Source organism: Bacillus sp. ISL-78, assembly GCF_018613455.1.
Lineage (GTDB): Bacteria > Bacillota > Bacilli > Bacillales > DSM-1321 > Peribacillus > Peribacillus frigoritolerans.
Genome location: NZ_JAGGQC010000004.1, coordinates 311,291 through 325,022, shown reverse-complemented (window position 1 = coordinate 325,022; position 13,732 = coordinate 311,291). Strand labels below are relative to the sequence as shown.

The 13,732-nt window shown below is 41.6% G+C and carries 14 protein-coding genes; 2 read left to right on the top strand and 12 right to left on the bottom strand.

Annotation, left to right across the window (positions count from 1 at the left end):
* Window positions 1-22 precede the first annotated feature (22 nt).
* A complete protein-coding gene (locus J7I96_RS07130; protein WP_048688071.1) occupies window positions 23-769 on the bottom strand; it encodes an alpha/beta hydrolase in 747 nt (248 codons plus the stop codon).
* Between the two features lie 141 nt (window positions 770-910).
* Window positions 911-1,144, bottom strand: a complete 234-nt coding sequence (gene secG, locus J7I96_RS07125) for a preprotein translocase subunit SecG (RefSeq protein ID WP_034309999.1) — start codon at window positions 1,142-1,144, stop codon at window positions 911-913.
* Window positions 1,145-1,320: 176 nt separating this feature from the next.
* Between secG and J7I96_RS07120 the strand changes: the two genes are divergently transcribed.
* Window positions 1,321-1,863 carry a hypothetical protein gene (locus J7I96_RS07120; protein WP_214773021.1) on the top strand — a complete coding sequence of 181 codons (543 nt, stop codon included), beginning with the start codon at window positions 1,321-1,323 and terminating at the stop codon, window positions 1,861-1,863.
* 55 nt (window positions 1,864-1,918) lie between these two features.
* Window positions 1,919-2,749 (top strand): M15 family metallopeptidase, encoded by an 831-nt coding sequence (locus J7I96_RS07115; protein WP_214773020.1) that lies wholly within the window; start codon window positions 1,919-1,921, stop codon window positions 2,747-2,749.
* Window positions 2,750-2,886: 137 nt separating this feature from the next.
* Here J7I96_RS07115 and J7I96_RS07110 read toward each other — a convergent pair whose 3' ends face one another.
* The 10 genes from J7I96_RS07110 to rpoN form a co-directional block, all read right to left on the bottom strand.
* Complete coding sequence (locus J7I96_RS07110; protein ID WP_098864841.1) at window positions 2,887-3,801, bottom strand: hypothetical protein; 915 nt, start codon at window positions 3,799-3,801, stop codon at window positions 2,887-2,889.
* A 61-nt stretch (window positions 3,802-3,862) separates the two neighbouring features.
* On the bottom strand, window positions 3,863-4,321 hold the full coding sequence (locus J7I96_RS07105; RefSeq protein WP_214922674.1) for a hypothetical protein: 459 nt from the start codon (window positions 4,319-4,321) through the stop codon (window positions 3,863-3,865).
* A 308-nt stretch (window positions 4,322-4,629) separates the two neighbouring features.
* Window positions 4,630-5,925: a phosphopyruvate hydratase gene (gene eno, locus J7I96_RS07100; protein WP_034309992.1), complete on the bottom strand. Its 1,296-nt coding sequence runs from the start codon at window positions 5,923-5,925 to the stop codon at window positions 4,630-4,632.
* A 30-nt stretch (window positions 5,926-5,955) separates the two neighbouring features.
* A complete protein-coding gene (gene gpmI, locus J7I96_RS07095) occupies window positions 5,956-7,491 on the bottom strand; it encodes a 2,3-bisphosphoglycerate-independent phosphoglycerate mutase (RefSeq protein WP_214922675.1) in 1,536 nt (511 codons plus the stop codon).
* Window positions 7,484-8,245: a triose-phosphate isomerase gene (gene tpiA / locus J7I96_RS07090; RefSeq protein WP_214773016.1), complete on the bottom strand. Its 762-nt coding sequence runs from the start codon at window positions 8,243-8,245 to the stop codon at window positions 7,484-7,486. The genes gpmI and tpiA overlap by 8 nt, the downstream gene beginning before the upstream one ends.
* 46 nt (window positions 8,246-8,291) lie before the next feature.
* On the bottom strand, window positions 8,292-9,476 hold the full coding sequence (locus J7I96_RS07085; RefSeq protein WP_214773015.1) for a phosphoglycerate kinase: 1,185 nt from the start codon (window positions 9,474-9,476) through the stop codon (window positions 8,292-8,294).
* 246 nt (window positions 9,477-9,722) lie between these two features.
* Entirely contained in the window at window positions 9,723-10,730 is a 1,008-nt protein-coding gene (gap, locus tag J7I96_RS07080) for a type I glyceraldehyde-3-phosphate dehydrogenase (protein WP_076368241.1), read from the bottom strand.
* A gap of 32 nt (window positions 10,731-10,762) precedes the next feature.
* Window positions 10,763-11,797, bottom strand: a complete 1,035-nt coding sequence (locus tag J7I96_RS07075) for a sugar-binding transcriptional regulator (RefSeq protein WP_034309980.1) — start codon at window positions 11,795-11,797, stop codon at window positions 10,763-10,765.
* Between the two features lie 139 nt (window positions 11,798-11,936).
* Complete coding sequence (locus J7I96_RS07070) at window positions 11,937-12,179, bottom strand: glutaredoxin family protein (protein ID WP_054398717.1); 243 nt, start codon at window positions 12,177-12,179, stop codon at window positions 11,937-11,939.
* Window positions 12,180-12,194: 15 nt separating this feature from the next.
* Window positions 12,195-13,535, bottom strand: a complete 1,341-nt coding sequence (gene rpoN, locus J7I96_RS07065; RefSeq protein WP_311315158.1) for an RNA polymerase factor sigma-54 — start codon at window positions 13,533-13,535, stop codon at window positions 12,195-12,197.
* Window positions 13,536-13,732 lie beyond the last annotated feature (197 nt).

The following is a 13,732-nucleotide window of genomic DNA, read 5'->3' as shown; positions in this document are numbered from 1 at the left end:
TCCTATTCAGGGTATATTTTTGTTATTCGGACCAATCCAGGCTTTCTAAAAATTCCAATACATCTTCATGCAGCTCGTCTTTTTCTTTATCAAGGGTTATGACATGACCGGATTCTTCATACCACTTGATTTTTTTGACCGGTGATTCAATGGAATCAATAATAATATCGGCACTTTTTGGATTGATAACATCATCATGCCGGCCCTGCACGACAAATGTCGGAGCGTAAATAAGATCGACGTGCTCCCGTACATCCGTTATCAATTCCTGAAGGGCTTTCAATGTATTCATCGGTTTATCGGCAAGGAGGTCCATTTCAAGCTCTATTTGCTCTTGAGTTTTTCCTTCATACTTCTTAAATTCTCTGGCGTACTCCAATACTCCTTTAAACATCATTTCTTCACTTTTGATATACATAGGCGCACACATTGATACGATACCCTTTATAGGTACAGTGTAACCTAATTTAAGAGAAAATACGCCTCCTAATGAGAGACCGGCAACAGCAATTTCTTCATGGCCTTTGCTTTTCAGGAAATCGTAGCCCATCATGACATCTTTCCACCAATCTTCCGGACCTGTTTTCACCAGCTCCTCTGGGGGAACGCCATGTCCTTCATAGTGCGGGGCATGGCAGGTGTATCCCTGTTTCTCCAAGTAACGGCCCAGCATCCGTACATCCGCTGAATTCCCCGTGAATCCATGTAAAAGTAAGACAGCCCTTTTTCCGCCTTCAAAAGTAAAGGGCTGCTGCAGCTTGATTTTCATGACCTTAAACTCCTTTATCAGTAAATAGAATTTTTAAAAATCCCTATCCTATAATTAAGTACTAAAATCACTATATCTATTCATCCAACTATTGTGCAAAGAAAAAAGCCCAGCTATTTAGCTAGACTCATTTTTGATCCATTACACATCAAAGTATGCAACAAGTAAAGTTAAAGCAAAGAATAGAATCGCCAATACTATTGTCGCACGATGTAAAACCAGGTCCAAACCGCGTGCCTTTTGCTTTCCGAATAACTGCTCAGCACCGCCGGCAATCGCACCTGATAAACCTGCACTCTTACCTGATTGAAGCAATACCGTCACAATGAGGGCGATACTGACAATCACTAAAAGCGTTATGAGAAATGCATGCATGCAATTACACCTCCTGAAGAACCAATAAACAATTACTTTAACTTTACCACACCCAATAAATATCCACAATCTTTGTTATACTATGATGGTAAGAATTCCTAAAAACCCATAGCCATTTATTTCTTTTTGAATCAAATTTTGAGATAATTTGCATAAATAGAGGAAGAGGTGTCAACATGTTTAAGTCCATACTGCGGATTCTTGATCTCCTGACCATCCTATTCTCGGCAGTTGCCGGCTATTCTTTATGGACAGGCGGAAGCAATTTCATCAGCGTCCTATTAATCATCCTATCACCGCTTTTATTGCTGCTGGCAAAGTATCACGGAAATCGATACTTATTATTTGCTGCATATATCACGACAACCGTTTATTTTACTGCTATTATTTATAATGGACTTTCCAATAGCGGTATCGACTTTTTCCAATCAAGCTTCAATGTCCTCCTGATCGGGGCAGCAGCCGCCTTGCTGAGCGTCATAGCGGCGGTCATTGGGTTCGGGACCAATACCCTTACGATCCTTTGGTTATCGCTTCACGCCCTTGTCACATTCGAGACAATCAGGAAGTCATCCGGTTTCCTTTCCAGCTTTTGGTCTGATCCCGTCGTGGAAACCGCAATCCGTAACGATTATCCATTTTTATTGATGGTCGTCTGGATTGGCTTATTTCTTGATAAATATCAAAGTGAATTAACAAGGGATTACTTATCACGATAATTTTTCAAAACTACTTTTATTGGAAATCTTATATTAAAAGCAAGGGGCCTTTCATATGTTAAAACCTATATTTGCAGCAACCGCTCTATCATCTTTCATTCTGATGGCAGGCTGTTCATCCGACCTGACAAGCGAGAATAAAAAAGAGCAGAAAGAAGAACAACCGAGCTCCCAGGAGACTGAGAAGGAGACTGAGACCGACAAGAATACTGATTCAAAAGAATCGGCCCAGCGCCAGGTGGCAGTTGATGAAACGGCCAAACCCGGACAAGCTGGCCTTCAGACGTTAGCCCATCCGGAAAGCATACCTGTTCTTGTCAATAAACAATACAGCCTGCCTGAAGATTACAAACCTGCTGACCTTATCTACCCAAATGTGGATTTCATCTTTGAAGATAAAATCGAAAAAAGAATGATGCGCGAAGAAGCGGGAAAGGCTCTTGAATTAATGTTCCAAGCTGCCGAAAAAGAGAATATGCACTTTGCCGGCGTTTCCGCTTACCGCTCTCACCAAAGACAGATCGAGGTCTTCAATAACTATGTGGCTAAGGACGGGGAAGAAAAAGCGAAAACCTACAGTGCAATGCCTGGGACAAGCGAGCATGAAACTGGCTTGGCGATTGATGTCACGACCCACGATGGGGCATGCGCTGCCCAAGACTGCTTCGGTGATACGAATGAAGCGGCCTGGCTTGCTGAACATGCACATGAATACGGATTTATCATCCGCTACCCTGAAGGCAAGGAAAACATCACAGGTTATAAATACGAACCCTGGCATATCCGCTATGTTGGTGTCGATACCGCAACTGAAATCTTTGAAGCGAAGATTACTTTGGAAGAATACTATAATGCCGTACCAGTGGAAGCTGTATCGGATAAATGAAAAAAGGTGCCCGGATGCGGCACCTTTTTTTTATTAATCAAACGTTTGATTAAATGGTCTTATCTATCTTGAATCCAGCTGGAATCATGTCTAAGATGTAACAATCCCCATCTTTTCTAAAGGAGAATGATGTAACTTTAAGGTTTAATAACAGTTCGAAATGAACCGGAGGGGACTGTACTTTCATAGTCACTTTCGCTGACTTCATAAGGTTTGGGTAAAGCAATAACCTGAAAATTCGAATCATGCTTTACCTTTGGAAGCTTATATTCAAACACTTTTCTTTCACCGGGGTTAACTGCCACATTTCCTACTAACTGATCATTTTCCAACGGAATCTGCTGCCATTGATTTAATGCAATGATATTGTAATTTTCCTTTTTTTCACCAACATTCCCAACAGATATGAAAACATGTTCACCACTTCTTGCTGCAGACAGGATATTCAGTTCCTCTTTTTGCTTGCTGACAAATATGGTATCGTTTGGGCCTTTTTTAATCGTGTCATCTGGAATTAAACCAGCAGCTGCTTTTGGATTGTCCCCGTTGCTCTTAACCATATAACGCATAGGTAACACTTCTTGCAATGTATGCATTCTTGATATATCTAATTTATCTATTAAATAATTTGGTTTTTTAATTATAAGATAATCTATTTCTTTTGTACTATTGTTAGTGGTAACACTCAGATTAAACTCAATACTTTTATTTGGCTTGGCATTAAAAGTATAAACACTGTATTGCTTTCCTTCAACTGTGAAGGGTGTTTGTTCAAAGTTACTAAGGACTATTAAGGCATATTCTCTTTCCACTTCTATAAAATTTGAGAGAGAAAGAGTATACTCGAGCTTATTATTTTTCGGTTCTAGAGCACTTCCATTATTCATTACTTTTCCATCCGCATCTAACAAGCCGTAGGAGATGGTATTGGAGCCTTCCTTAAAACTAGGCTGTACACCTTTTGTGTTTTCATCAGACATTTTATTGTAAAAAATCCATCCTGAGATTCCAATCAATAAAAGGGACATTGCTATCAAAAGCTGTTTTTTCATATCATCATTGCTCCTAAATAAAGTTAAGGCTAACATCAGTTAGCCTTAACTTTTCTTATATTTAAAATTTATCCTTAGTTTCATGTACTACTGTTTTATAACTCTTCTTTACATAAGTATGATTGCCAAAAGCAGTTGCAGGAATATTATTAGATTTATCAGTATAGGTAGCTCCAGCATATGTTGAATTTTTCTGAGAATCTGTTTTTTGTCCTTTTAATCCTCCCTTACTGCTATATACCCTAACTTTAGCAGAGATAGTATCTTCTTTTACTGCTGCTGATGAAGTAGCGGTTGCGCTTAGAGAACCAAATATTGGATTTCTCGCCTTTACTTTGGAACTACATTTAATTTTTTTACCTGATGTTTCACCTGAAATGCCTGAGGTTAGGCTGCTGACTTCTGATAAACTAGATATGTTAGTAACGGTCGTTTCTGATTCTATTTCTGCTGCAATTGTACTATTTCCAATTGATAAACTAGCAAAAACTGTACCCACGACAAATAATTTCTTAAGCAAAATTATTTGTCATCTCCTTTAATATGTAATAGTAGTTTCATCAACCTATACTTGGTTTATGAAATATTTACCAATATATTTATATTATACCATTTTAATTATATATTGAAATTAAAACTTAATAGTCTTGACATATTATTGTTTTATCCATGCAAGCACATTATAGTAAAAGACTGTATCTCACCCATATTGAATGCACACTTCCCCCTCATAAACATAAAAAAACCTCCCATTCACATTGAATGGGAGGTGAAAAGAAATTACTGTGCAGAATCCATCTTCTCGTCAGAAGCGGAATCCCAAGATAATTACTTCTTCAAATTATAGAAAGATTTCAAGCCGCCATATACAGCCAAGTCACCAAGCTGATCTTCGATGCGAAGAAGTTGGTTGTATTTAGCGATACGGTCCGTACGGGACATGGAACCGGTTTTGATTTGTCCTGCGTTTGTTGCAACGGCGATATCAGCGATCGTTGCATCTTCCGTTTCACCTGAACGGTGGGAAACGACTGCCGTGTAGCCTGCGCGTTTAGCCATTTCGATTGCATCAAACGTTTCGGTCAGTGTACCAATTTGGTTCACTTTGATCAGGATGGAGTTACCGATGCCTTTTTCGATGCCTTCAGCCAATTTTTTCGTGTTCGTTACGAAAAGATCGTCACCAACAAGCTGAACTTTAGATCCGATGCGTTCCGTTAAAAGCTTGTGGCCATCCCAGTCATTTTCATCCAGGCCGTCTTCGATGGAGATAATAGGGAATTCATTCACTAGCTCTTCATAGAAAGCAACCATTTCTTCGGATGTAACACCATTGCGGCCTTCGCCTGCAAGATCATATTTGCCTGTTTCTTTGTTATAGAATTCAGATGAAGCCACGTCCATGCCAAGGTAGATATCTTCGCCTGCTTTGTAGCCAGCTTTTTCAATTGCCTCGATGATGACTTGAAGCGCTTCACGGTTTGAACCGAGGTTTGGCGCAAAGCCGCCTTCATCGCCGACTGCCGTATTCAAGCCTTTGGCTGAAAGGACGGATTTCAAGGCATGGAATACTTCTGCACCCATACGAACTGCTTCTTTGAAGCTAGGAGCTCCTACAGGAAGGATCATGAATTCCTGGAAGTCAACATTGTTATCGGCATGTGATCCGCCGTTAATGATGTTCATCATTGGAGTCGGAAGTTGTTTCGCATTGAACCCACCAAGGTAACGATACAATGGTAATCCAGAAAATTCCGCAGCGGCATGGGCAGCAGCCATTGATACGCCAAGGATTGCATTAGCTCCCAAGTTACCTTTGTTTTCAGTGCCATCCAATTCAATCATAGTAAGGTCAAGGCCTGCTTGGTTCGTTACATCCAAACCGATGACAGCTTCAGCAATGATATCATTTACATTATCGACTGCTTTTTGTACCCCTTTACCCAGGTAGCGAGATTTATCCCCGTCACGAAGCTCAACCGCTTCGTGTTCTCCTGTTGAAGCACCTGATGGTACGATTGCACGTCCGAAGTATCCGGACTCTGTTTGGATTTCTACTTCTATTGTTGGGTTACCACGTGAATCTAGCACTTCGCGTGCATATACATGTTCGATGTACGGCATTATAAATCTCTCCTTTTCCTATTCACAATTTTATTTAGATAATAGGGATTCCCCTGTCATTTCAACAGGTTTTTCGACTCCAAGCAAATCAAGCATCGTTGGAGCTAAATCGCCTAAGATACCACCTGTTCTTAATGTTACCTGATTTTTAGTGATAATGACAGGAACGGGATTCGTAGTATGGGCTGTCATCGGGTTGCCTTCTAGCGTTACCACTTCATCAGCATTCCCATGGTCAGCGGTGATGATCGCTGTACCGCCTTTTGAGACGATTAAATCGACAATCCTGCCTAGGCATTCATCCACTGTTTCAATCGCTTTAATGGTAGGCTCAAGCATCCCTGAATGACCGACCATATCCGGGTTGGCAAAATTCAAGAGAATGGCATCAAAACGGTCAGCCTCAATTTGTTCCACCAATGCATCCGTCACTTCATAAGCACTCATTTCCGGTTGTAAATCATATGTAGCGACTTTCGGAGAATTAATTAAAATCCTCTCTTCACCAGGAAACTTCTCTTCACGTCCGCCGCTCATGAAAAACGTCACATGCGGATATTTTTCAGTTTCAGCGATACGAAGCTGGGTAAGCTGGTTTTGGGAAAGTACTTCCCCTAATGTATTATCAAGATTTGTCGGATTAAATGCAACATATCCGTCAACTGTTTCTGAAAAATGTGTCAAGCAGACAAAATGGAGATGCTTCGGATGTCCAGGACCGCGGTCAAATGAGCGGAAATCCTCATTCGTGAATGTATTGGAAATCTGGATCGCCCGGTCTGGACGGAAGTTATAAAAGATTACGGCATCTTCATCTTTAATCGTTGCCACCGGTTTACCGTCTTCCGCCGTTATGACTGAAGGTATCACGAACTCGTCGAAAATTCCATGTTCATACGAATCCTCGACACACTCCATCGCAGAAGAGTAAGCAGGGCCATCACCATACACCATCGAACGGTAGGATTTCTCCACACGTTCCCAGCGCTTATCACGGTCCATCGAATAATATCTTCCGGAAATGGTCGCAAACTGACCAACACCGATTTCCTTCATTTTCGCTTCCGCTTCCTTAATATAACCCTGTGCCGTTTTCGGTCCGACATCACGGCCATCTAAAAATGCATGTACATATACATTTTTAACTCCTTCTTTAGCAGCCAATTTCAAAAGGGCATACATATGATCGATATGACTATGCACGCCGCCATCTGAAAGAAGACCGAAAAGATGAAGGTCCGTGCCTTTTTTCTTGGTATGGCTCATGGCATCGACCAAAGTTGGGTTTTGTGCAAACTCACCTTCACGGATTGCCAGGTTCACACGGGTCAGGCTTTGATAAACGATCCGTCCTGCCCCGATATTCAAATGGCCCACTTCCGAGTTCCCCATTTGACCGGCAGGCAAGCCTACCGCTTCCCCGCTTGCAGTTAAATGGGAGTGCGGATACTGTTCCCAATATCGGTCAAAGTTCGGTTTTTTCGCATAAAAAACAGCATTACCCTTTTCTTCGTTACGGCAGCCAAAACCGTCTAAGATGATAAGTGCCACAGGCGACTTACTCATAGTGACCAGCCTCCAGCAATTGTAAAAACGAATCGGATTTCAAGCTAGCACCGCCAACCAATGCACCGTCTATATCAGGTTGTGCCATGTACTCTTTAATATTCTCAGGTTTTACACTGCCACCGTACTGAATGCGGATGGCTGCAGCTGCTTCATTTGAAAATTTGTCGGCAACGACTGAGCGGATATGCGCACAAACTTCGTTAGCATCTTGAGCAGATGACGATTTTCCAGTACCAATCGCCCAAATCGGCTCATAAGCAATAACGGCTTGTTTCAATTGATCGTCAGATAATCCTGCTAGGCCTTTCTCAATCTGGCTGCCTACGAAATCATTCGTTTCGCCAGCTTCCCTTTGTTCAAGTGTTTCACCGCAGCAAACGATCGGGGTCAATTGGTGGGCAAAAGCGGCATGAGCTTTTTTATTAACGGCTTCGTCCGTTTCATTGAACATTTCCCTGCGCTCAGAATGACCAAGTATGACGTAGGATACCCCAAGATCCGCCAATGAGATTGGGCTGATTTCTCCTGTGAAAGCACCGCTTTCTTCAAAGTGCATGTTCTGTGCCCCGATTTTCACATCGGTTCCTTTTGCCGCTTGAACGAGCTGATCCAAAAATAAAGCTGGAGCACATACAACCGTATCGATTACATCTTGCTTCGGAATCAAATTGCTCACTTCTTCTAAAAAGGCAGTCGCTTCAGATAGTGTTTTATTCATTTTCCAGTTTCCTGCAATAATCGGTTTACGCATTTGGTTTCTCATCCCTTCTAATGTTGAAATATGTAACGGTTTAATCTTATTTATCGTTCAAGGCTACAACGCCAGGCAACTCTTTGCCTTCCATGAACTCAAGAGATGCACCGCCGCCAGTTGAAATATGGGACATCTTTTCTGCCAGGCCAAACTTTTCTGCAGCCGCGGCCGAATCCCCTCCGCCAACAATGCTGTACGTATCGTTTGCTTCCGCCAAGGCCCTGGCAACGGTTCTCGTTCCATTCGCAAATTTATCGAACTCGAAGACACCCATTGGTCCATTCCAAATGACAAGCTTGGAACTTTTGATTACATCCGCAAATAATTCACTTGTTTTTGGTCCGATATCAAGAGCCATTTTATCATTTGGAATAGCATCGATATCGACATTATCCGTCTCTGCATCAGGTGAAAATTCAGCAGTTACGACTGCATCGATAGGCAAATGAAGTTTTACGCCTTTTTCTTTTGCACTTTCGATGAAAGATTTGGCCAATTCTATTTTGTCTTCTTCCAATAAAGAATTACCGATTTCATGACCTTGCGCTTTAATGAATGTGTAACCCAATCCACCACCAATGATCAAGTGATCGACTTTTTCCAAAAGGTTTTCGATGACGCCTATCTTATCCTTTACTTTTGCTCCGCCAATTATAGCTGTAAAAGGACGTTCTGGGTTGGATAGGGCTTTTCCAAGTACAGAAAGCTCTTTTTCCATCAGCAATCCTGCAACGGCCGGGAGATGGTGAGCTATTCCTTCAGTTGAAGCATGTGCACGGTGCGCAGCTCCGAATGCATCGTTAACATAAACATCAGCCAGTGCCGCAAATGACTTCGCCAATTCTTGATCGTTCTTCTCTTCTCCTGGATAGAAACGAACGTTTTCCAACAACAGGATCTCGCCATTTTGCATGTTTTCAATGATTGATTGAACGGTCTCGCCGTATGCTTCTTCTGCCTTTTGCACATCTTTGCCGCTAAGTTCGCTTAGTCTTTCCGCAACAGGTGCCAAACGCAATTCTTCTACGACTTGTCCTTTAGGACGGCCAAGATGGCTGGCTAAGATGACTTTTGCGCCTTGTTCGGTCAAATAGGAAATCGTCGGCAGTGCAGCCTTGATTCTCGTATCATCCGAAATCTTTCCGTCCTGCATCGGCACGTTGAAATCAACACGGCAAAATACGCGTTTCCCCTTTAATTCAATATCTTTAATCGACTTTTTATTCATAATCCAAGAACCTCCTTAGATATTGTTATCATATTTTTGATTCTTTTAGCCAAAAAGGGAGAGGGTAATTTTCCCAACTCCCCTTTTCTCTTTTTCATTATAGTCGGTTTCCAGGAAATTATCCAAAAACAAGAAATGTAAACGCTTGACTGATTAATGACTTACTAATAATATCATCTTCTGCCAAGTTTTTTTAGAGCTGTGATAAAAAAAACCTCACCTTGGTGAGGTTTTTTATTATTCTAATTACAATCCTTTTTTAGCCAAATAGTCGATCAAGTCAACAACACGGCTTGAATATCCTGTTTCATTATCATACCAAGATAATACTTTAACCATGTTTCCTTCCATTACCATCGTGGAAAGGGCATCGATTGTAGATGATGATGGGTTACCGTTATAGTCAGTTGATACTAGCGGAAGTTCGCTGTACTCAAGGATTCCTTTTAATTCACCTTCAGAAGCCTTTTTGAATGCTGCATTAACTTCTTCAACTGTTGTGTCTTTTTCAAGTTCAGCAACAAGGTCGACAACAGACACGTTTGGAGTAGGTACACGCATTGCCATACCATTCAATTTCCCTTTAAGTTCAGGAAGGACAAGTGCAACAGCTTTTGCTGCCCCAGTTGTTGTAGGAATGATATTCTCGGCAGCTGCACGTGCACGACGGTAATCTTTATGAGGCAAATCAAGGATTTGCTGATCATTTGTATAAGAGTGAACAGTAGTCATCATACCGCGTTTGATTCCGAATTGTTCATGAAGCACTTTAGCAAATGGAGCTAAGCAGTTCGTTGTACAAGAAGCATTAGAGATTACATGATGGTTTGCTGCATCATATTTGTCTTCGTTTACACCCATGACGATCGTGATATCTTCATCAGATGCAGGAGCAGAGATGATTACTTTTTTCGCGCCAGCTTCTAAATGCTTAGCTGCATCCGCACGTTTTGTGAAACGCCCTGTAGATTCCACAACTACTTCTACTCCCAGTTCACCCCATGCCAATTGTGCAGGATCACGTTCAGCCAATACTTTCACTTTGTGACCATCAACAACAAGGTAATCCCCATCAACTGTTACTTTTTCATTAAGTGATCCATGAATTGTATCGTATTGAAGAAGGTGCGCTAACATATTAGCATCCGTTAAGTCGTTAATAGCAACAATCTCTACCCCAGGATTACTCAATGCTGCACGAAATACATTACGTCCAATACGTCCAAAACCATTAATACCAACTTTTACTGCCATGAAAAATTCCTCCTTTTAAGTTCGCAAATATATTAAGGGGTGTAATTCCCCTGAATTAACTCTTGTGCCGCAGCTTCATCCGTGATCAAAACGGTCGATGAAGGTGCGCCTTTCATGTAGGAACGGATAGCCTTTGCTTTAGTTTTGCCACCTGCCACAGTTATCACTCGCTTTTCAGGGCTAAGATCATCTAACTGGATGCCGACCGTCAAAACTTTATGAACAACTTTGCCGTTTTCATCGTAATAATAACCGAATGCCTCTCCTACAGCATTTCCATCTAACAGCTTCTTTAACATTTCTGGCGAAGAATTTCTTCTCTCTGCCATCGCCATGGCATCACCGATTCCATGAATGATCATATCGGCAGACTTGATCTGGGAAATCACTTCTTTAATTGCAGGTTCCTTCTGAAAAGATGCATAAACCTCACCGCTTAATTGATCGGGTACATATAACACTCTGTATGAGGCTTGAGCCTTCTGTGCCATTTTTTCGACAATCGTATTGGCCTGATTCTGCACCGCTTCACCAATTCCCCCGCGGGCTGGGACAAATGTCAATTTCCTGGATGCTTCATCAGGTGACAACGAATTAGCCACTTCGGCCATTGTCGATCCGCCAGTAACCGCAATGATATTCTTTGAGTTCCATTCTCGTTTCATACGGTTTGCACAAGCTTTACCCAATTCTTTTTTCACCCATGGGGTTTCATCACAATTTCCTGAGACAATTATGACTTCATCCACTTGTAACAAATCCTGCAATTGCTTTTCCATTATGTCTATACCCATTACTTCACGCATTATTCCTTCTAACTTATCCAGGATTTCAATCCCTTCATCAGTCAGCGTCATGCCAGAGCTGAAGATGTTAACCAGGTTCTGACTTTTCAGAAAATCAACCTCGCCTCTTAGCGTCCGCTCTGTCAAATTAAGGCTCACGGACAGACTGCGCCTTCCAACCGGCTGCATCATTTTGATATAACGCAGGATATCATATCTTTTTTGCATAACCAAAAGGAAATCGGGCAATAATTTTCTTTGTACCTCGAGTAATGTACGCATATATAAAACTCCTAAAAAGTTAAGTTGGACATTTAACGTCCCGCGTAGTCATTTTCTGTCCCACTTAAAACAAAAAAATATTCCTGCTACATATTTTATTCTAGCAGGAACGGAATGTTTCTTCAAATGATTTGAAAAATTATTTTTCCAAAAGCCTATTTAGAGCTGATTTATCAACGTTTCCGAACTGAACGATTTCATCTTTCCATTCAACGACAGGAATCATCAGCCCGAACTTCTCAAGCAAATCATCATCGGTATGGATATCGATTTCCTTATAGCCAATGCCTGACTCCACTTTCACTTCCTCGAGTACCTGCTTCGCTTTATCACATAACGGGCATTTATCCCTACTATATAAAACAAACGCATTTGATTCCAAAACCAATCATCCTTTTCAATCATATCTTTTTCGTTTAGATGAAGAAGGGATCCCTAATTGTTCCCGGTACTTGGCAACGGTTCGGCGTGCCAGGATAATTCCATGCTCTTCTTTCAGTCGTTCTGCCAAGTCTTGATCCGAAAGAGGCTTTTGTTTATTTTCCCCATTGATGGCTGCCTGAAGGCTCTTTTTCGCTTGCATGCCCGACATATCCTCATCAAGGCCGACCGACTGTAAAGAAGTAGTGAAAAATATCCGCATCTCTATCGTGCCAAATGGAGTCTGTACGTACTTCCCTTTAACCGCCCGGCTTACTGTGGACTCATGTATGCCAAGTTCGTCTGCGATTTCTTTCATCGTCATCGGCTTCAAATAGTTCAGGCCATGATGAAAGCACGCCGGCTGTTTTTCGACGATGCACTGAATGACCTTCAATATCGTTTCTTTTCTCTGTTGGATCCCTCTGGAGATCCATTGGTATTCCTGCCACTTATCCTGGATAAACCGCTGAACTCCCTGATCCTTATGGCTCTTCATCCGGTTTAAATATCCTTTATCCACATTGAGATTGGGCGTATTACCATCATAATTCCCGACAAGCAGCATGCCATCGCGAACTTCCACGACCACATCCGGCACTATATAAGAAGGTTTTTCCTGAAAAAAGAGTGATGCCGGACGCGGGTTTAACGTCTGGACATAATCAAAGACTTCTTGAATCTCCTTCAGTGTAACACCGATTTTCTTACTTAGGTCTTTCCAGCGCTTTTCAGCAAAATCGAGGAAATGGTTTTCTATGATCGATTCTGCCAGCAGACTCCCCCCTTCTGCTTTCACTTGAAGCAAAAGGCACTCTTGAAGATTCCTTGCTCCAATACCATGCGGCTCGAGTTCCTGTAAAATAGAGAGACTCTCTTCCAAAACGGCCGGTGACACGCCCGAGATGCATATATCCTCCAGCTGGGTCCTCAAGTAACCGTTTTCATCAAGGTTGTGAATTAATAGAAGCATTGCCTTCTGCTGCTCACCGGAAAACTGCTGGTGATTCACTTGGGACATGATATGCTGTTCAAGCGATATGGTATCTTCACTGATCTGTTCAATCCAATAGTTGGCATCATACGTATTTTTAAGAGTCCGTTTACCCTTTTTGCGTTCAAAAGATGTTGGCTGAAATAAAGAAGATGTTGGCTGATCTATGGACAGTAATGGGTTCTCCACCATTTTATTTTCTAAAAAAGCCGATAGCTCCTGCGAGGAGTATTGCAGCAATGTAATAGCTTGCATGAGCTCCTGGGTCATTGCCATCTTTAATGTTTGCTGTTGAAAAAGTCCTGCTTTCATATTCATACTCATCGATTCATCCCTCCCCCACTCCATTTTACATTATCAGGAGAAAATTCTACACAAAAACCCATGAAAACGCTTACGATTTTTTTCTGAATAGTTTATTTGTTTTAAATACTATATGTTAGAAACGCAAATTTAACAACTACTTTTATTGAAAAATCACCATTTTTCAATAGTGTTGGCGAATATTTTCAAGAGAGGAC